This window comes from Bradyrhizobium sp. UFLA05-153 (assembly GCF_054185185.1).
The window spans coordinates 1-18,378 of sequence record NZ_JBBIAM010000011.1 but is presented as its reverse complement, the minus strand read 5'-3'; the positions used below and the strand labels follow the sequence as shown (position 1 = coordinate 18,378).

Below are 18,378 nucleotides of genomic sequence, written 5' to 3'. Positions count from 1 at the left end.
TAAAACGAATCTCGTTGCTGGATTACCGTTCAAAGCCGCGGATAAAATAGGTCCGACTTGAAGCTTTGTTCCCCTCGACAAAAACACTCGAAAACAACCCCATGCAAAGTAGCCGGGGGCTGCCTTGCCGATGCCCTGGCTGGCGCCGGTGATGAGAGCGACTGGTCTCGGCCTCTGAATCCTCCTCCGAACACGTCAGTGTCGGTCGTGGACCACGACCATTTTTCCGCGCGCCTCATTGGCCTCCATGACGCGGTGCGCCTCTCGGATCTCGTCGAAGCGGAAGACGCGGGCCGGCTTGACGTCGAGCCGACCGTCGGCTGCGTCCTGCGCGATCTGCTGAAGCGGCACGTCCGACAGCGGGAAGCCCGGCGTGCCGAACACGAAACTGCCGAAGAAGGTGAGGTAGACGCCGCTCGCCATCTGCAGCAGCGGGTTGAAGTCGGGGATCGGATCGAGGCCGCCGAGCCAGCCGGCCAGGCACGAACGGCCGCCACGGCGAAGCATGGCGAGTGAGTCCAGCACGACGCTGTTGCCGACGAGGTCCAGCACCGCATCGATCTCTTTTGCTTCGGCAATATGCTTCGAGAGGTCGGAGCGTTCGATTTCGCAGCGTTCGGCGCCGAGTTTCTCCAAAAGCGCGAAGCGTTCGCGGCTGCGGGTCGTCGCGATCACGCGAACCCCGGCATTGACCGCCATCTTGAGAGCGGCCTGACCGAAGGACGACGTCGCGCCGCGAATGACGAGGAGCTGCCCTTTCCTGATCTCCAGATTGCGGAACAGGCAGGTCCAGGCCGTGGCGTAGGTTTCGGGAATGGCCGCCAGCTCAGCCCACGGCAGGTCCGCCTCGATCAGCGCGACATTCGAGACGGGGACGCGGGTGCATTCGGCGTAGCTGCCATTGATGGTGCGGCCAAGACCGCCCATCAGAGCTGCGACTTTCGCGCCGACCGGAAACTCTCCGCCGGGGCAGGACTTCACGAGGCCCACGCATTCGATGCCGCTCACTGGCGCGGCCTCCGCCCACTCGCCCCGACGCATGTGCAGTTCCGCGTGGTTGAGGCCGAACGCCTTGATCTCGATGACGGCATGACCGGCCTTGGGCTCCGGCTCCGGGATATCCCTGTAGACGAGGCTGTCGAGGCCGCCAAATTTCTCGAGGACGATGGCACGCATGTTGAGGTCTCCGTGCGTCGGACGCCGTGCCCGCTCGCACGGCGTGGCAGGCGCGATTTGTTGATGTCAGCGGGAAAGGAAGTCGCGGATCACAGCAGCGATCTCGAAGGCGTGTGTCTCCAGCGCGAAATGGCCGGTGTCGAAGAAACGCACCGTCGCATTCGGTATGTCGCGCCTGAACGCCTCCGCCCCCGCTGGCAGAAAGAACGGATCGTTCTTGCCCCACACCGCCAGGAGCGGCGGCTTGTAGGTCCGAAAATAATTTTGGAAGGCCGGGTACAACGCAACGTTGCTCTTGTAGTCGCCGAACAGATCGAGCTGCACCTCGTCGGCGCCGGGCCGCGAAAGATAGTAGTTGTCGAGCGAATAGCCGTCCGGCGAAACCCTGGTCGCGTCGGGGACGCCGTGAGTGTATTGCCAGATCGTCGTCTCCGGCTTGAGGAATGCGCGCAACGCCTGCCGGTTTTTGTCCGATGCATCCTGCCAATAGGTGCGGATCGGATTCCAGCCGTCGCTCAAGCCTTCCTCGTAGGCGTTACCGTTCTGCGAGATGATCGCCGTGATCCGCTTCGGATGTTTTGCAGCGATCCGAAAGCCCGTGGGCGCACCGTAGTCGAAGACATAGATCGCAAAGCGCTCCAGACCGATCACCTCGGTGAAGCGGTCGATGACCTCGGCAATATGATCGAAGGTGGTGGCGAACATGCCGCGCGCCAGCTTGTCCGACTGTCCGAAGCCCGGCAGATCGGGGGCCACGATGTGAAAGCGATCGGCGAGCAACGGGATGAGATCGCGGAACATGTGGCCGGCGCTCGGGAAGCCGTGCAGCAGCAGCAGCGTCGGCGCATCCGCACGCCCGGCTTCACGATAGAAGATTCTCCAGCCGTCGACGTCGGCGGTGCGATAGTTGATGGCAACCATGAGCTTTCTCCTCCGTTGGGTAACTTTTTAAGATCTCGAAATCAGGTTACGTCCTGAATGCGCGGTCCATTTCGCCGCGGCGACCTCTACAGCATGAAACGCGGCCACGGAGCCGCCGAGTTTTGCCCAACCCCATCGCCAGGCCCATGATCCACGGGCGATCAGCATGCTTAAATCGTTCAAGGACATCACTCCTCTCGGATCAGAGCGGCCTGCGTCAGTAACCTCTTTATTAGCTATAAGACGGTTACTCTTGTTGGACGTAACTTGTCAACAACCAACAAAGCGGTTATCTACGGAACAACGTTCACTGTTGGGTGAAGGAATTGGGCAGCGCCCGGAACAGGAGCCTTCGATGAACCAACATCCTCCCGCGATCTTCGTCGGCGATGCGCCCGGTTTGGATTTCCTGAATTCAATCGCCACTCCGGTCGATACGCCCTTCGACTGGATCGATGATGGCGAGGGCCTGCTGAACTGGCTCGAGCAGGCGCAGCTCGTGCCTGCAGATGCGCTTGTCAGCATTCGCTCACAGGCGCTGCCCGGCGAACTGGACAAGGTTGCAGATCAGGCAAGGAGCCTGCGCGAGTGGTTCCGAGGTTTTGTGCGCAAGCACAAGGGCCGTCCCCTGACGGCAAAGACTCTCGCCGAACTCGAGTCGCTCAATCGCCTGCTGGAGCGGGATGATTCCTTCGACCGCATCGTGGCTGCGCCGAAGGGCGCACCGTCGCCTCTCCAGCGGCAGTCGATCCGCCGATGGCGCACGCCCGAAGCTCTTCTCGCTCCCATTGGAGAGGCACTGGCACAATTCGTCTGCGTGGAAGATTTTTCGAACGTGAAGGCCTGCGAAGGACCGGCCTGCACGCTGCTCTTCGCCGACCACACGCGCGGTCATCGACGACGCTGGTGCAGCATGGCGATCTGCGGCAATCGCGCCAAACAGGCCGCGCACCGTCAGCGGATCAGGGCGCAGTAGGCCGCACGGAGACCGGCGCGCGCCGACTGGGGCTCCGCCTGAGGCATCCACACCTCGGAACCGCGATGGGATCAACTGCCCCCAAAATATGCAAATTCTCAATGCATCGCCTAAAAAGATGCATTTTATATTTTCGTCATCTGTGCGACGATGTGGGGGTTTCGTGGCCATCCCAGCAAAAGGGGACCCCTAAAATGAAGTTCGCGCTTGCCAGCCTGACCGCCGCCGCGGCCGTCGCGGCAACCCTGGCCCTCGGCCAGCCCGCTCGTGCCGGCGACCTGATCGTCGCAACAGACACGGCCTTCGTTCCGTTCGAGTTCAAGGAGGGCGACAAGTATGTCGGCTTCGACATCGACCTGTGGGCCGCCATCGCCAAGGATATCGGCGTGACCTACACGCTGCAGCCGATGGACTTCAACGGCATCATCCCGGCGCTGCAGACCAAGCAGGTCGACGTCGGGCTGGCCGGCATCACCATCAAGGACGAGCGCAAGAAGGTCATCGACTTTTCGGACGGCTATTACGACAGCGGCTTCCTGCTGATGGTGCCGGTCAACAGCACGATCAAGGGCCCGGAAGACCTTCCCGGCAAGACGCTCGCCGTGAAGACCGGCACGTCGGCGACCGACTACGCCAAGGAGCACTTCAAGGGGACGGAGCTCCGCCTCTTCCCCAACAGCGACAACGCCTATCTCGAAGTCGCGACCGGACGCGCGGACGCCGCCATGCACGACACCCCCAACGTCCTCTACTACATCAAGACCAACGGTCAGGGGAAAGTGAAGACCGTAGGCCCGCAGATGATGGCCCAGCAATATGGCATGGCCTTCCCGAAGGGCAGCGAGCTCATCGCCAAGGTCAACGCCTCGCTGGTCAAGCTGAAGGGCGACGGCACCTACACCGCCATCTACAAGAAGTGGTTCGGCGCCGAGCCGCCGAAGAGCTGATCCACGTTCCGTGGCGTGCGCCGGCCTAGCCGGCGCGCCTTCCCGAGAGGAAAGCTCTCATGGATTTCGAGTGGTCGGTTATCTGGCAGGCCCTGCCTGAGCTCTTGAAAGGTGCCCGCCTCACCGTGCTGATCGCGCTGGCCGGGCTCGCCGGTGGCCTAGTGATCGGCTTCGCGGCCGGCCTGGCGCGCGCCTACGGCAATGCCGTCCTCAACGCCATAGCCTTCGCCTATGTCGAGCTCATACGCGGCACGCCGATCATCGTGCAGGTGATGTTCATCTATTTCGCGTTGCCGATCCTCGCGAATGTCCGCATTTACCCGCTCGCGGCGGCAATCATGGCCATCATCGTCAACGCCGGAGCCTATATCGCCGAGATCGTGCGCGGCTCGTTTCTCTCCGTCCATAAAGGATTGCGGGAAGCCGGTCTGGCGCTCGGCCTGCCGCTCTGGAAGGTGCTTCTCTACATCATCGGCCCGCTCGCCTTCCGCCGCATGATTCCGGCGCTCGGCAACCAGTTCATCGTCAGCCTGAAGGATACGTCGCTCTTCATCGTCATCGGTGTCGGCGAACTCACGCGGCAAGGCCAGGAAATCATGGCGGCCAACTTTCGCGCCGTCGAAATCTGGTCCGCCGTGGCGATGTTCTACCTGATCATGACCGGCGCGCTCACGCTTATCCTCAGGATGACCGAAAAGAGGATGCGCATCCTGTGAGCATCGTGGAGTTCAAGAAAGTCACCAAGCGGTTCGGCCAGGTCACGATCCTCAACGAGGTCGACCTGTCGATAGAGCCTGGCGAGAAGGTCGTGCTGATCGGTCCCTCCGGTTCCGGCAAGTCGACGCTGCTCCGCTGCATCAACGCGCTGGAGGAGATCAATGGCGGTGATCTCGTCGTCGACGGCATCAGCGTCAAGGCCGGCGGCCGCATGGTCCGCTTGATCCGCCAGGAAGCCGGCATGGTCTTCCAGCAATTCAACCTGTTTCCGCAAATGACGGCGCTCGAGAACGTCGCCTTTGGCCCGCGCCGCGTGCGCGGCGAGTCACGGCAGAATGCGCAAAAGCTGGCGCTGGAAATGCTCGCCAAGGTCGGCCTCGCCGACCGGGCTCACCACTATCCGAGCGAGCTTTCCGGCGGCCAGCAGCAACGTGTCGCGATCGCCCGCGCGCTTGCCGTCAAGCCGAAGCTGATGCTGTTCGACGAGCCCACGTCCGCACTCGATCCAGAACTGAGGCATGAAGTGCTGCGCGTCATGCAGGCGCTGGCCGAGGAAGGCATGACCATGATCGTGGTCACGCACGAGATGGCCTTTGCCCGCAAGGTCGGCACCAGGCTGATCTTCATGGAAGGCGGCAAGATCGCCGTCGACGGCGAGCCACTGGAGCTGCTGGCCAATCCGCAAAACCCGCGCTTGAAAGAGTTTCTGCAACATGTCGTCTGACGCCGGCCGCCGGCTTTCCTTCATCGATGTCGCAGGTTCACCATTCGATGTCGGAGCTGCTCTTGGGCGCTTCGGCCAAGCGGCCCTGCAGGACCATTTCCGTAGCTCTGCTGCGTGGCGCGAACTCACCGCGCGCCGCGGCGATCCCTTGATCGGCGAGATGGCGTCCATCGTTCGGGAACGGTTTCCAAGATACTGGGCTGAGCTGCAGGGCCTCGCTGTCGGGCTGGCGCTGCCTTTCGACGACGTTTTCCTGTGGAACTGCCGCGGCGATATCTGGGCGATGGCGCCGGATGGCTGCACGACCGTGCAATTGCCCGGCTCTGCGCATGTGATCGGCCACAACGAGGATGGCGACCCCGACTTTGCCGGCCACTGCGCCCTCGCCCATCTTGCATCCGAAGGAGGCACACCGTTCACCGCCTTTGTGTACCCAGGCTCGCTGCCGGGACACACATTTGCGGCGACATCGAAGGGAGTGGTCCAGACCGTCAACAACATCAGGCCGCTGGCCGGCGGCGCCGGCACGCCGCGCATGGTGCTCGCCCGTGCGATCCTCGACGCACCGGACCTCGACGAGGCGCTCACCGTGCTCAAATCCACGCCGCGCGCCGGCGCATTTCACCTGACTCTGGCGCAGGCCGGGGACGAGCGGCTTCTCAGCGTCGAGTTCACCGCCCGGGCCCTGTCGGTCGATCGGGTCGAGGCGCCGCGTGTCCATTCGAATCATCTGATCCATGCCGACACCGGGCGCATGTCGCAGATCGTCACCGGTTCTTCCGGCGTGCGACAACGGCGCGGCGAGATGCTGCTCGACCAAACGCACCAGTCGGAGCCGCAAGGCCGCGCGCTCGGCATATTGTGGGACGCAGCCGACGCGGAATTGCCGATCTACCGCACAGACCCGGCCGATAGCGACGTCGAGAACACGCTCGCAAGCGCCGTCTTCCGGGTCGGGGCTGACAAGGTCGAGTGGTCTGTCTACGATGGATCGCGCGAAGCAGCTCGCTTCGATATGCGGGATGGGCTGGTGCCCTTCGCGGCGTGAACAGGAACTGGGTGATGCCAGAGGAAACCATCGCGGAGCCGCCGCGCACCATCGAGGATCTCAGGGCACTCGCGCTCTCGATCGGCCGCGACGAGGCAGGCTTTTCGCTCGGCTCCAAAGCGCATGATGTATTCGCGAAGCTGGTGGAAGCGCCGGAACTGTCGGCGGTTCGCTCGATCTCGGAGCTTGCCGATCAGTTCGGCATCAATCCGTCGACGCTGACCCGACTGGCGAAACGTCTCGGCTTCGAAGGCTTCAGCGATTTCCAGGCGGTCTTCCGCAAGGCCATCGCCAACGAGCAGCAGTATTTCTATAGCCGCCAGGCCGGCCGGCTCATGGCCACGCCGTCCGTCGGCAATGCCGAAGTCGAGGCGTTCGCGCAGCTGGCGCGGGAAACGGCAGCGAATGTCGACGGATTCCTCGGACAGCTGGACGGAGCCGCTCTGCAAGGGGCTGTGAGGCTCCTGGCAAGCGCCCGCCGCATTCGCGTTCATGGCGTTCGCCAATTCCATTCGCTGGCGAGCTTTCTAACCTACTGCCTGGGAATGGTGCGCTCGGACGTCGCGCTTCTCGACGCGCCGCGCCTCGGCGTCGCCGAGGCATTGTCACAGCTCGACCCGGGCGACGTCGTCATCGTCGCCAGCTGCGCGCCTTATACGCGCAGCGTCGCGGAGGTCGGCCGCGTCGCGGCTTCGAACGGCCAGACGGTCATCGCGATTACGGATTCCCGGTCGTCACCGCTCGTTCCTCCCGCCAAGCATGCCTTTTTCATCCCCCACGCGAGCAGCTTCTATTCGAACAGCATGGGCGCCTACGTCGTCTTCTGTGAAGCGCTGCTCAACCTTGTTGCGAGGGAATTGGGTGACAAGGCGCTGAACTCCCTGGCGGGTCGCGAGCGGCTGATCGCGGAGATGAACATCGAGGTCGGCTGACCGCGCGGCGGCCTGCTTATGGCAGCAATGCCACCCGCGCTACGCTGCTTCGGAATCGTCACCGTCGAACACCAGAGATCATGACCATCCGCCCGATCGTCCGCTATCCCGACCGCCGGCTTGCGATCCCGGCACGGCCCGTGACCGTGTTCGACGACGCGTTGCGAGAGCTTGCACAGGATCTGCTCGAGACGATGCGCGCCGCACCCGGTATCGGCATCACGGCGCCGCATATCGGCATCCCCTTGCGCGTCGTGGTGCTCGAGCTCGAGGCAAAGGACGGCGCGCGCACCTACGTCAATCCGCAGATCGAATGGGCCTCGCCCGAGATGATCCTGCACCGCGAAGGCAGCGTCTCGATGCCCGGCGTCAATGACGAGGTCCAGCGCCACGCCCGCGTGCGGATCAGCTATCAGGATGTCGACGGCAACATGCTGACCGAGGAGACGGACGGTCTCCGGGCGGTGTGCCACCAGCACGAGATCGATCAGCTCGATGGGGTGTTCTGGATCCAGCGGCTGTCGCGGTTGAAGCGGGAGCGGCTGGTGAAGAAATACGAGAAGATGGCGCGGGGGTGACGTTGTGATCACAAGCAGCAGGTCTTTCGATCGGTCGCAGCGGGGGCCTATCAGGACGACGGCAACTCACTGAAGGGATCAAGCACAGCTACGCCGAGGGGCTCGAAGTGCCTGGAATTGCGCGACAGGACCGTCAACGCATGCTGACGCGCAGTGGCAGCAATGATGATATCGGCAAATCCCGGCGCATGCCCCTGCCCGCGTGCCCGGTCCGATAGCTGCCCAGCGATCCGCGCAGTCGGCGTATCGAACCCCAAGATTCGATCGCCATAGAGGTGCAGCACGGCTTCCAACCATTGCGCTAGGTCTCTGCTCCTTCGCGTGGCTCTCTGGCGTCGCAGCTTGGCTATTCCGTCCTCGATCTCTGCGATCGTCACGACGGACAGAAACAAGGAGGCGGATTGTGAATCCATCCATTCGGCGAACGCCGCAGGCGCCGGTCGGCTCGGTGAGACGGCGGATATCACATTGGTATCGACGAGATACACGGCGTCAGAAATCGGTTTTGCGCAGCTTGCCGCGATTGCGCGCCGGCAGATCGCCTGCTCTCACGGGAGCCGCCAGCAGCAGACGCCCGAAGCTTGGCACCTGTGACAGCCGCCGCCACTCCTCGTAGCTCAAGACCACCGCCTGCTTCTTCCCGTGACGGGTGATCACCGCAGGCTTCCCGCCAACTGCCTCGTCGACGACCGCAGAAAGATTGGCCTTCGCATCACGAAGCTGGATTTCGCGCATGGGACACCCATATGACTACTGTAGTCATATAAGAAAATAGTCGACAATTCAAGCGAAACTAACAACGCTCGTGAGCGGATTGACGAAGCGTAACCCGCCGATCCTGCGCGATCATTGCTTGAAACAATGCTCGCGGTGCCACTTCAAGAAATGTGGATGCGGCCGATCCGATGGCCTCTTCGGCTCAAGGGCGCGACCGGTCTTGTTGATCATCGATCGGACACCGTCCAGATCGTTTGTCTGGCGCGAAATCAAAATCTCCAAATTGTCCGCTAGGCTGATGAGGCCGCGATCGAACATCCAATGCGCGGTGCCTGAAAGAGCGATGCCATTGCTGATGATGTCTGGGCCGTTTGCCTCGACCGGCCGTATGTGAGCGGCCGCGACTTCGGCGCGCCCCATCCCATTGATGAGCTTTAGCCCGGTAATTGCGCAGCGCTCATCATAGGCTCGGAGCACGATGCGGCGAAAAACTCGATCGCGCAAGACTCTCGATACCGTGAGGCTAACACGGTCGCGCTGCTGCTCGAAGGTGAACGGCTCCTGCTTCTCGTTAAGATCGAGCGGACGGACGTCGTCATCGCGCCGCGGTAGCAGCGGCGTATTCTCCGCCAAACCAAGTTCGCATATGCTATTGAAATCGTCGGGAGAGATTGGACGGACTGCCGACTGAGCGCGTCCTGAAATTCGTCCCTGCTTATTCAGGACGCCCCGCTCAACAGGGCCAGTCCGCCCGTTGAAAGGGACCGGATTGGCAAAATCGAGATAACTTCTGGGCTCGATCAGAGCGAGATACATTCCAGAAGTACCGGGGTCGGGGATAACCCGCTGAACCCTGGCCATCGCAAAATAGCCGCGCGCCTCAGCAACCTTGCTTGGTTCGTAATAGATGATCCAATCGCCTATACAGGCTTCAACACGACGCAAATACTGACTGGGAAACTGATACCGTTCAGCGGGGCTGTCATCGTAGATCGAGTCCGATCGATGGATGAATACCCCAAACCCCATGACTTATGCGGCGCTGCCTCTCCGGCAGGTCGCTCCGCGATGGAGCGATGCTCGACATTGAATAGGCACTCCCCCTACTCCCACTCAAACATATCGGACGACGTTTCGTCGTTGATTTGCATGCATAAATTTTGACGCCTGACGGACAAATGCCGACGGTATACCTGCCGCAATTTTTTGGTCTTGAATTCACAGAAAAAATTGCTCCTCGCGAAGCACTGGCAATTCCGCTACCTATCGGAGTCTATCGACAGGATGGCGCGCCGCGCGCGTAATCAAGACTGACGCAGCTCGCACTGTCCGATGCCGTCAGAGATCAGGAACACACCTTCGGTCGCGGCGCCGTTCCCCCTGGTGCGCGCCGGCCATACAGTTCGCTTCGCATTCAAAATGCCGCCCTCTCCGTCAGTTCGCTTCGTGACCCAAAGCCACCGTTAACGAAAGAGCGGAGCGTGTTCGCTCCGCCGGGCAATTCAGACCTTGACTCGTTCCGCGATGAGAAGCGCGTCGTCCACGTCGCTACCTAAATATCGAGTGGTACTCCCAACTTCTATGTTGCCGAACAAGAGCTCGGCGTTAACCACCGCTGACGGTTCCAGCCTGAGCGAAATCGCTTCGAAGTTTCTTAAATTTTGCTGGGTACCTCTTCCAGGCATGGTGACCTGGGGGAGGACATGAGTAAGCGGGCCAAACGTGGAAAGGCAGAGACGCACGCACTACCAATGGTCGCGAGAGTTGCAATTGGCGCCGTGGCCGTCGCCGCGCTGGGGTACAGTTTGCTGTCTCGCCCGGCGAGCGTGCAACCGATACGGAAGCCGTCCGCGCCCCAGGCCATGGCATCGTCAACTCCAGTTTACGTGTCAGCTCCAGTCCATGCATCAGCTCCGGCTCCGATTCTGGCCCCGGCGCCTCTGGCCGAACCGCCGAAAGCCGCTGATGGTCCCGGAGCATTTGTCCGGCAGGTGGTTGACTACGCCAGCCATCAGGCGCCGGGCACCGTGATCATCGATACCAAAAACACATTCCTTTATTTCGTTCTGAACGACGCGCAGGCGATGCGCTACGGCATCGGTGTCGGCCGCGAAGGTTTCACATGGTCCGGTGAGCAGACTGTGGCCCGTAAAGCAGAATGGCCGGATTGGCATCCGCCTGCGGAGATGGTCTCGCGTCAGCCTTATCTGCCGCGGTTTATGGCAGGTGGCCCCGGCAACCCGCTCGGCGCTCGGGCGATGTATCTAGGCGAGACCGAATATAGAATTCACGGCACCAACAAGCCCGATACGATCGGGAAGCGGGTTTCGTCCGGCTGTATCCGGCTGATCAATGAGGACGTCGTGGACCTTTATGAGCGGGTGAAAGTCGGAGCGAAAGTGATCGTGCTTCCGGCAACCGCTGTCCGTCGACCATCCCAGGGAGGAGCGCCGCCCGACGCCGCTTTCCGATCGCCGGACCCGGCATCGCCGTCGAACCGGCCCTCGGCAACTAACGCGCAGATGCTGTCATCTGGACCGAAGATCGCCGAGGTCCAGTAACTCAGTCCTCCGTCCCCTCGGTCTGCAACTGTGGACAAGGAGGCAATTCAAGTCGTCGCTTTTAAGTCAGCTTCTGGCCCGTTTGAGACATGCCAACCGGTTCTGAAGATGTCCGTTAATCGGGGTATACCCGAAGTGGCCGGGCCACGGTCAAAGAGACGCGACTAACCCTGAGCGGTCATTCGGCACGCGGCTCGTTCGATCATCCATCCGAACAGCATGTGAAGCGCTCAATCGGCCGGATCGCGCGCAATGGGCGTGTCGACGAAGACGCGGTACTGCTGCGACTTGGGCTTCGCCTTGTCATCCTCGTTGACGTATTCGATCGAGCTCTTTCCGAGGAGCGTGCGCGGCAGGATCAACACGCGGATGAAGCGGCTCGGCCGATCGGCAGCCGCCTGGGCGAATACCGGGGCCGTGCCGGACTCATACCAGGCGCCGCCCGGGCCATACGAGGTAGAGCGGCCGTCGGTGTCGATGCGGATGCCGCCCTCGATTAGGCAGCGGATACCGGGTCCCTGGTGGCGGTGCAGGTAGGCGCAGCCGCCGGGCGGGAAGGCGACGCTGTCGCCGCGCATCAGCAGCTCGCCTGCCCGCAGGGTATCGAGCCGCGTCGCGAGCTTGAGTTGCGAGCGGATGCCGACAGCGAGCAGCGGGGCATCGCCGGCGCCCTCCGGTGCGAGCTCGAAGCGCCAGACGGTGACTCCGCCGACTCCCGGCGCGAGCATCGCGTTGGCCTCGCCGTGCCAAGCCTCGCCGTCGCTCACCGCGCTGCCGCCGATGGTCGCCACGCCGTGCACGACGAAGATCGTGCGCGGCACCGGCGGCAGCCCCACCGCCTCGGCCAAGTTGGACAGCGTATCCTCGTAGAGCCGCAGCACCGGGGCCATGACCGTCTCGATTGCATATTGAAGCATGACCGTACTCCGGCCAGCCGTGGAGGCAAGAAGCAAACGAGCCAATTCAGCCCGAGTTCTATGTGTGCGGCGCCTGGCGCAGGGCGCGGTAGGGCTCGTATCGATCATCCAAGAAACTCGGCGACGATCCCACGAGCAACACGATCCGGCAGATCACGGCACCGTCTGACGAATACCAGTCTGCGCCGATCTGGCAATTTGCAGCCGGACGCGTTTTCGGCGTGACCAGTTTTGGTGCCGAAATGGCGCGCACGAAGAGATTAGAACTCCTGACTTCCAACGCAGTGACGGCTGCGTCATGCCGCTAGAGGGGATGTCGCCTATTGGGCCCATCGCGACACTTCGGTGCGAAGAGGAATTAATCGCGACCGGGGCATTGCGGACGTCGATCAACGCGCCCTCGTGTGTAGAACGTAGTCTCCGCAGCTGCCGCAGAATTTGAACTCCAGCACTTGAAGCCGATGCAGGGGGCGACCACAAAGGGGCCCCTGGGGAGCAAATAGGGGCCCGTAAGATGCCCGAGGTGCCCACCGCCTGCTCATGGGATGCACCTGGGCGAGGCAGCAATGGGATGATGTGTTCTGGTATGAGCTGGAATAGCCCGATGACGCGTTGGGCTGGCTCTACGGCTCCCTCGAATGACCGCTACGGGTTTTCGTGGACCTAACGTTCAGTAAGACGTGTTACTAAACATAGCTTTTCAAGCTCGAAGTCGTTCTCGCTGCGCGCTGGGGCGGTGCGCTGTTGCTATCAGACGAATTTCCTGGAAGCCGTGGTCGCCTTGAACGTTCGTTGCCGTGAGGAGAGCGAACTAGTCCGCCCGCACATAGATCAAGATCACTGTCGCTAATCTGTCAATTATCTAGAGATTGGAGGAAATTCCGAGCGGCTCCTCATTTTTTCGCGCCGCTGCTTCGCAACGATCGAATCACACCAAGCTTTGGTGATGTACTGCGGCGAGTGTCAGTACGCGCGCCAACATCAACAATTTTCATCGGTCTCGAAGAAAGCCACTTGACGCCCTTTCGAATTTAGTATTTTGTTTATTGAAACAAAAAAACTAAACACGTTCGTCGAAACGATGCTTGGGTAGACCGTCCGGACCCGTTTCCGGAGCGGCCCGTCTAAGAAACCCAGGAGGAGACAACAATGCCCCACTGCTCCGAGAGTTTTGGTTCTGGCAGAACCGTCCGATGCGCAGTGTGTGATGGCAAGTTTGGTCTCGTCCGGTACTACTCGTGGCAAACCCCCCTTTGTTCCAAGAAGTGCGTCGATCGCTTCAGAACTCGCCGGGCAAGTGACTGCAATTGGCTGGGCGGGCTCCAAATCGCCTTATGCCGGGCGCGAGGCTTCACAATGTTGTCCCGTGGCCATTAGCGAGGGTGTTTCCGTCGAGCTTCTCCAACAGTGCCGTAGCGACCTTGCTCCGTGTTCCAGCTTGCGGGATGATGATCGTCGTACACAGGTCGCATCGGGGCACCAAATTCCAGACCTTGGCGAGGTCAGCCGAAAGCTGGTCGCGTTCTTTCGCGGCTGACGTGCCCGCCTGATGGGCGCCTATGGGTCGGATGCTTAGTAGGCTCACTGAGCGCTACGCGATATTGGACACGCTCTTTGGGGACCATACCGGCCGCATGGCGAACACCGGGGCAGCAATTTAACTTTTTTAAAATTGCTTCCGCTTCGGCAGCATAGCGGACTTCATCGGAATTTCCGCCGTCTAGCTCAGTCGCGAATGCCCCAAAGGCGACCTCGGCTGGCTGACCGGTTCGCCTCACAATGCACATCTCCTTTGCCGAAGCTCAGGCTCCCCATTGAGGGCAGAGGTTGTTTAGTCTAGTCGTCACCAGGCGAATGTCCGTGCCGGTTTGACCCGCGTCGGCCTTTCAGCGATGCGCCACTAGCGCCCGCCGCGGCGATCGACCAGAACAGCGTTTAGAAGCATTGCCGTCAGGCCGCCATCTCAAGCGTGCCCAGCATGGGCGATCGAATGGGTTCAGGTCATCGGGCCTAAGCCACCTTTGCGATTACAAACCTTCTGCTTGGCGTTCGAGCATTAATCGAGGCCCCTTCCCCGCTACGAGTATCTCACGCGGACGTAGGAACCCGGTGCGTTCTCGATAATCGGCAGCCCACCGCTGCCGGGTTCGCGAGCCGGAACGCGGCCTTCGTCAAATAACGTGACCCATTCCTCCCAAAGCGACCACCACGACCCTTGACGAGGCGCAGCATCGGCAAACCATTCGTCCGGAGTGGGCGGCAAATTGTCGTTCACCCAGTGGCCGTATTTGGTGCCTGGTGGGCTGATAACGCCAGCCATATGGCCCGCATCGGATAAAACGAACTTAACCGGCCCCGAGTACAAGCGTGTCGCCGCATAGGTCGATTTCCACGGTGCGATGTGGTCTTCGCGCGTAGCCAGAATAAAACTCGGAGTCCTGACTTTCGACAGATCTATCGGCGTATCCGCCAGCGTGATACCGTCGGGTTTTGCCAGTAGATTATCGTGATACATCTTACGCAAGTAGAATGAATGCATCGCCGCGGGCATGCGCGTCGAATCGGAGTTCCAAAACAAAAGGTCAACGGGCACTTGCTCTTTGCCGAGCAGATAATTGCTGACGACAAACGACCAGATCAGGTCATTGGCGCGCAACATATTGAACGTCGTCGCCATGTGATGCGCTTCCAGATATCCACGCTCGAGCATCCGTCTTTCGAGAGATGCCAATTGCTCTTCGTCTATGAAGACAGCCATATCTCCAACTTCGGTAAAATCGACAAGCGTCGCGAAATAGGTGGCGCTTGTAATCCGGTCCTCGCCCTTCGCGGCCAAATAGGCCAGCGTTGAGGCAAGCAATGTTCCGCCGAGGCAATAGCCAATCGCGTTGACGCTATGCTCTCCGGTCGCACGCTCGATAGCGTCGAGGGCCGCCAAGGGACCCTGGAGCATGTAGTTTTCAAAGCCTTTGTCAGCGAGCTTCTCGTCGGGATTTACCCAGGAGATGACGAGGACAGTATGTCCCTGATCGACGGCCCATTTTATGAAAGAGTTCTTCGGCTGCAGATCGAGAACATAGAACTTGTTGATCCATGGGGGCACGATGAGGAGTGGCCGCCTGCGAACTTCTTTTGTCGACGGAGCATATTGGATTAATTGCATGAGCTCGTTTTGGTAGACGATTTTTCCGTGAGTCGTTGCGATGTTTTCGCCGAGGCGGAAAGCCTTCATGTCGGTCATCGTAATCGCAAGACGGCCATTGCCACGCTCCAGATCGGAAAGAAGGTTCTCCAAACCACGCAGTAGGTTCTGTCCGCCTGATGCCAGCGTTGCGTTGAGGACCTCTGGATTGGTGGCGACGAAATTGGAAGGCGACAAGGCATCAATGAACTGGCGGGCATAGAAGTCGACCTTGCGAGCAGCGGCCTCGTCCATGCCTTTGACTTCGCGGATTGCAGAAAGAACCGACGCTGCCGCAATGAGATAACTGTCTTTCACAAAATTAAAGACAGCATTCTCGCTCCACTCCGGATGCTTGAACCGCTTATCTTTTGGGATATCGGCCTCGCGTGCACGCAGCATGAGCATGCGTTCCGCGGTTTTCTGCCAGATGCCTAGCATGTTGTGGAACAGGGCGATCTGGGCGCTGGCGACTACCACCGGATCGGACATCATCCTCGTCATCAGCTCGAAAAACTCAAAACCGAGCGGTGACCTTTCGCCCATGCCGAACCTGATCGCGTCCGGCTCATGAGACACGAAGTGCCGCATCAGTATTTGGCTTTGTTTTGAGATGTTATGCAGCTGCGCTGCAAGGGCAATCGGATCCCAGATGGGCTGCACCCGGTTGTCGGCCATAGGTCTCTCCATGCTGAAAGGCCGCACCAGCGCCGCTCAGTCACTTCGAAAAACAATAAATACGGCACCAGGGAAACACTAACTCGATACCAGATGTTCGGTTTCTAATAAGTAGAGGTAAACCTTTGGCGATGCTTTTGATCGGAGGGCACGGCGGAGGTAACCCGCCTGGATCGTCTCAAATGGGAGGCGAGCGGAGCTTCCGCCGCTATACGGCGGACGTCGCGTCAACTGGGGTCGCGTCGCAGGCATTTACGACAAGTTCGACGGCGAGTTCACGTCGCGCTCGCAGTCCTACTGCCAGCACAGGGCCCGTGCTTTATCAATGGTGAGACGTCTGTTATTGGGCCCGTATGGGACATGCCAACCGGACGGAAACTGTCCGCTTGTCGAGGTAAACGGGAAGTGGCTCGCCTGCGGTCAAAATGGCGTCTTGACCCCAACCGGACGTTGGGCGCCCCAAGACGGGAACTGTGGTATCCTCCGTCAACGCGATGGGACGGTTCAATGAAAGCGGCTGCCCCTCGAACGGCATTTGCTGCGCGTCCTCGTGTCCTCGCCGGGCTGCGGCACAGCACAAGATGGCCTGGCGTCCCACCTCTTAGGCGCTACTCGGCCCGCGCCGACGACGCGCTGATCTGGGACCTGCGAGATGGCTGGGGCGGCGCGATTCCCGAGTATCTTGATTTGTTCAACACGCGAGCGCCGACAGGTCACTGATCGCAATAGCGCCAGCGAGCTCGAGAACGTGAAGTGGCGCAAGCCTGTCGCCATGCTGGTCAACGGTGGAACCCGCAGCGGCAAGGAGATCCTTGCCTATGGCTTCAAGAAATATTGGCTTGGCGAGGTCATCGGTAGCCGGACCGAGGGAGCTGTCCTCGCTGCGACGGCATTTCTCATTGACGGCGGCTTGCTGTTGCTCGCGGTCGGGCACGTGCAGGTCGACGGCGAGCGGCTGGAAGGCGATGGCGTCGCCCCCACGATCGAGGTCCAAGCTGACCCGGCCTCTATGGGTCTAGGTGATCCTCAACTCAATCGTGCAATCGCAGTCCTATCCGTGGCCTGATCCTCGGGAGGCAACCCTGCCAACTCTGCCCGTGATCCGCGAGGACCGGACGCCACAAGTGAAATGCTGCGTTTCTTGCTAGAGCATTTCGCTCCCACGGCAGCCAGGCAAGAGTTAGTCCGCTCATGGCCCCTGTGAGACGTTCCGGGCCGGCCGAATGTTCAGCTTGCGCCCGCCAAGAGCTGCCATATGAGAATGGCCTGCCCGGTTCGCCATACAGGTCATTGCCAAGGTAAGCACGGGTCGGACGAACGATCGTGATCTACCACGCCTGATGTCGAACAACACGCCGGGCAGTGCTAACATGGAGGGCTAATCGCTCGGCATTTTGATTCCGATCTGCACCGCGATCGGAGGAATCTATCGGCCTCAGTCGCAAGCCGTTAGCCTTCAAAGGCGACTAGAGGTTGTAAGTCAATGTTCACCTGAAACACGGGGGTTGAGAATGAAGACGATCTTGGTCCCGATCCAAAACATTGCGCTCATGACGTCCGTACTCGAGGCCGCTGCACGTCTTGCGGAACGTACCGGCGCCTACATCGAAGGCTTTCCGCTCCGGTTCGGCATCCCTCAATATTTAGTCGCAGAATTGGCTACCGGCATCTCTTTGGATTCTTACCATGCGAAGAGCCAAGAAGAATTGGCCGAAATGCACCGTTTGTTCGAAGCGTTCATGCTGAAGCACGATATTCCTCCAGTCACTGCAGGCTCGAGCCGACCATGCTTCGGCTGGTTGGAAACCGCGCCTGAGGGTGAAGACTTCGTTGGAAGTTATGGGCGTGCTTTCGACGTCATTGTGATGCCACGATCCGACGTTGATGCTGCCGGCCCTCACCGGCGCGCCATTGAGTCCGCACTGTTTGAGAGCGGCAGACCCCTCCTACTGGCGCCACTAGATGCGCCAGGAAGCATCGCGACAAACATTGTGATCCACTGGAACGGTAGTACCGAGCAGGCCCGGGTCAACGCTTTTGCTATGCCGCTTCTTCGTCTGGCAGAAAGGGTAACGGTGCTAACCGTGATTGGCGGACAAGAGGTACCAGGCCCATCTGCCGATCAGATAGTCCGGCAAATGCTGTACAACGACGTTGCGGCCAAGCTAGTCACGTGAATCTAAAGTTCGCCACATAAAGTCTGCTGAGCTTTGTGACAGAAGCGTTTAACAGAAGCCAAGATCTGGTCTGCGGACTTGGTCCATTTGAAGGGCTTCGGGTTGTTGTTGTGCAGTTCGATGAACGT

General features: G+C 60.4%; 17 protein-coding genes and 1 pseudogene. 10 read left to right on the top strand and 8 right to left on the bottom strand.

Annotation, left to right across the window (positions count from 1 at the left end):
* Positions 1-195: 195 nt before the first annotated feature.
* Both Q2941_RS09110 and Q2941_RS09105 read right to left on the bottom strand, forming a co-directional pair.
* The gene (locus Q2941_RS09110; protein ID WP_027522504.1) at positions 196-1,176 is read right to left on the bottom strand and encodes a zinc-binding alcohol dehydrogenase family protein; all 981 of its coding nucleotides are present in this window, start codon (positions 1,174-1,176) and stop codon (positions 196-198) included.
* A 66-nt stretch (positions 1,177-1,242) separates the two neighbouring features.
* A complete protein-coding gene (locus Q2941_RS09105) occupies positions 1,243-2,097 on the bottom strand; it encodes an alpha/beta fold hydrolase (protein ID WP_458192254.1) in 855 nt (284 codons plus the stop codon).
* Between the two features lie 355 nt (positions 2,098-2,452).
* Between Q2941_RS09105 and Q2941_RS09100 the strand changes: the two genes are divergently transcribed.
* The 7 genes from Q2941_RS09100 to Q2941_RS09070 all read left to right on the top strand — a co-directional run bounded on the left by Q2941_RS09100 (position 2,453) and on the right by Q2941_RS09070 (position 8,019).
* Positions 2,453-3,073, top strand: a complete 621-nt coding sequence (locus tag Q2941_RS09100) for a CGNR zinc finger domain-containing protein (protein ID WP_458192308.1) — start codon at positions 2,453-2,455, stop codon at positions 3,071-3,073.
* A gap of 194 nt (positions 3,074-3,267) precedes the next feature.
* On the top strand, positions 3,268-4,020 hold the full coding sequence (gene glnH / locus Q2941_RS09095; RefSeq protein ID WP_027522501.1) for a glutamine ABC transporter substrate-binding protein GlnH: 753 nt from the start codon (positions 3,268-3,270) through the stop codon (positions 4,018-4,020).
* Positions 4,021-4,079: 59 nt separating this feature from the next.
* Entirely contained in the window at positions 4,080-4,736 is a 657-nt protein-coding gene (gene glnP, locus Q2941_RS09090; RefSeq protein ID WP_027522500.1) for a glutamine ABC transporter permease GlnP, read from the top strand.
* Entirely contained in the window at positions 4,733-5,461 is a 729-nt protein-coding gene (gene glnQ, locus Q2941_RS09085) for a glutamine ABC transporter ATP-binding protein GlnQ (protein WP_458192253.1), read from the top strand. The genes glnP and glnQ overlap by 4 nt, the downstream gene beginning before the upstream one ends.
* On the top strand, positions 5,451-6,509 hold the full coding sequence (locus Q2941_RS09080) for a C45 family autoproteolytic acyltransferase/hydrolase (RefSeq protein WP_458192252.1): 1,059 nt from the start codon (positions 5,451-5,453) through the stop codon (positions 6,507-6,509). The genes glnQ and Q2941_RS09080 overlap by 11 nt, the downstream gene beginning before the upstream one ends.
* A 14-nt stretch (positions 6,510-6,523) precedes the next feature.
* Positions 6,524-7,441 carry a MurR/RpiR family transcriptional regulator gene (locus Q2941_RS09075; protein WP_458192251.1) on the top strand — a complete coding sequence of 306 codons (918 nt, stop codon included), beginning with the start codon at positions 6,524-6,526 and terminating at the stop codon, positions 7,439-7,441.
* Between the two features lie 80 nt (positions 7,442-7,521).
* On the top strand, positions 7,522-8,019 hold the full coding sequence (locus tag Q2941_RS09070) for a peptide deformylase (RefSeq protein WP_458192250.1): 498 nt from the start codon (positions 7,522-7,524) through the stop codon (positions 8,017-8,019).
* A gap of 50 nt (positions 8,020-8,069) precedes the next feature.
* Here Q2941_RS09070 and Q2941_RS09065 read toward each other — a convergent pair whose 3' ends face one another.
* The 3 genes from Q2941_RS09065 to Q2941_RS09055 form a co-directional block, all read right to left on the bottom strand.
* Positions 8,070-8,507, bottom strand: a complete 438-nt coding sequence (locus Q2941_RS09065; RefSeq protein ID WP_458192249.1) for a type II toxin-antitoxin system VapC family toxin — start codon at positions 8,505-8,507, stop codon at positions 8,070-8,072.
* Between the two features lie 4 nt (positions 8,508-8,511).
* Complete coding sequence (locus Q2941_RS09060; RefSeq protein ID WP_458192248.1) at positions 8,512-8,754, bottom strand: type II toxin-antitoxin system Phd/YefM family antitoxin; 243 nt, start codon at positions 8,752-8,754, stop codon at positions 8,512-8,514.
* Between the two features lie 111 nt (positions 8,755-8,865).
* Positions 8,866-9,765 carry an HNH endonuclease gene (locus Q2941_RS09055; RefSeq protein ID WP_458192247.1) on the bottom strand — a complete coding sequence of 300 codons (900 nt, stop codon included), beginning with the start codon at positions 9,763-9,765 and terminating at the stop codon, positions 8,866-8,868.
* A gap of 674 nt (positions 9,766-10,439) precedes the next feature.
* Here Q2941_RS09055 and Q2941_RS09050 point away from each other — a divergent pair.
* Complete coding sequence (locus tag Q2941_RS09050; RefSeq protein WP_458192246.1) at positions 10,440-11,297, top strand: L,D-transpeptidase; 858 nt, start codon at positions 10,440-10,442, stop codon at positions 11,295-11,297.
* Positions 11,298-11,527: 230 nt separating this feature from the next.
* Here the strand turns inward: Q2941_RS09050 and Q2941_RS09045 are convergent, their stop codons facing one another.
* Both Q2941_RS09045 and Q2941_RS09040 read right to left on the bottom strand, forming a co-directional pair.
* Positions 11,528-12,214 carry a cupin domain-containing protein gene (locus Q2941_RS09045; protein WP_458192245.1) on the bottom strand — a complete coding sequence of 229 codons (687 nt, stop codon included), beginning with the start codon at positions 12,212-12,214 and terminating at the stop codon, positions 11,528-11,530.
* A 2,077-nt stretch (positions 12,215-14,291) separates the two neighbouring features.
* Positions 14,292-16,073: a PHA/PHB synthase family protein gene (locus Q2941_RS09040; protein ID WP_254112715.1), complete on the bottom strand. Its 1,782-nt coding sequence runs from the start codon at positions 16,071-16,073 to the stop codon at positions 14,292-14,294.
* Positions 16,074-16,725: 652 nt separating this feature from the next.
* Between Q2941_RS09040 and Q2941_RS09035 the strand changes: the two genes are divergently transcribed.
* Both Q2941_RS09035 and Q2941_RS09030 read left to right on the top strand, forming a co-directional pair.
* Complete coding sequence (locus Q2941_RS09035) at positions 16,726-17,139, top strand: S41 family peptidase (RefSeq protein WP_458192244.1); 414 nt, start codon at positions 16,726-16,728, stop codon at positions 17,137-17,139.
* A 445-nt stretch (positions 17,140-17,584) separates the two neighbouring features.
* Complete coding sequence (locus Q2941_RS09030) at positions 17,585-18,250, top strand: universal stress protein (protein WP_458192243.1); 666 nt, start codon at positions 17,585-17,587, stop codon at positions 18,248-18,250.
* A 2-nt stretch (positions 18,251-18,252) separates the two neighbouring features.
* Here Q2941_RS09030 and Q2941_RS09025 read toward each other — a convergent pair.
* A pseudogene (locus tag Q2941_RS09025) lies at positions 18,253-18,378 on the bottom strand (IS630 family transposase); the annotation flags it as partial.

Bases quoted from the DNA above. Each gene is read 5' to 3' on its own strand.
- Q2941_RS09060 (WP_458192248.1), bottom strand. From the start codon at position 8,754: ATGCGCGAAATCCAGCTTCGTGATGCGAAGGCCAATCTTTCTGCGGTC.
- glnP (WP_027522500.1), top strand. From the start codon at position 4,080: ATGGATTTCGAGTGGTCGGTTATCTGGCAGGCCCTGCCTGAGCTCTTG.
- Q2941_RS09050 (WP_458192246.1), top strand. From the start codon at position 10,440: ATGAGTAAGCGGGCCAAACGTGGAAAGGCAGAGACGCACGCACTACCA.
- glnH (WP_027522501.1), top strand. From the start codon at position 3,268: ATGAAGTTCGCGCTTGCCAGCCTGACCGCCGCCGCGGCCGTCGCGGCA.
- Q2941_RS09075 (WP_458192251.1), top strand. From the start codon at position 6,524: ATGCCAGAGGAAACCATCGCGGAGCCGCCGCGCACCATCGAGGATCTC.
- Q2941_RS09040 (WP_254112715.1), bottom strand. From the start codon at position 16,073: ATGGCCGACAACCGGGTGCAGCCCATCTGGGATCCGATTGCCCTTGCA.
- Q2941_RS09110 (WP_027522504.1), bottom strand. From the start codon at position 1,176: ATGCGTGCCATCGTCCTCGAGAAATTTGGCGGCCTCGACAGCCTCGTC.
- Q2941_RS09030 (WP_458192243.1), top strand. From the start codon at position 17,585: ATGAAGACGATCTTGGTCCCGATCCAAAACATTGCGCTCATGACGTCC.
- Q2941_RS09045 (WP_458192245.1), bottom strand. From the start codon at position 12,214: ATGCTTCAATATGCAATCGAGACGGTCATGGCCCCGGTGCTGCGGCTC.
- Q2941_RS09035 (WP_458192244.1), top strand. From the start codon at position 16,726: ATGGCTGGGGCGGCGCGATTCCCGAGTATCTTGATTTGTTCAACACGC.
- Q2941_RS09080 (WP_458192252.1), top strand. From the start codon at position 5,451: ATGTCGTCTGACGCCGGCCGCCGGCTTTCCTTCATCGATGTCGCAGGT.
- Q2941_RS09105 (WP_458192254.1), bottom strand. From the start codon at position 2,097: ATGGTTGCCATCAACTATCGCACCGCCGACGTCGACGGCTGGAGAATC.
- Q2941_RS09070 (WP_458192250.1), top strand. From the start codon at position 7,522: ATGACCATCCGCCCGATCGTCCGCTATCCCGACCGCCGGCTTGCGATC.
- Q2941_RS09055 (WP_458192247.1), bottom strand. From the start codon at position 9,765: ATGGGGTTTGGGGTATTCATCCATCGATCGGACTCGATCTACGATGAC.
- Q2941_RS09100 (WP_458192308.1), top strand. From the start codon at position 2,453: ATGAACCAACATCCTCCCGCGATCTTCGTCGGCGATGCGCCCGGTTTG.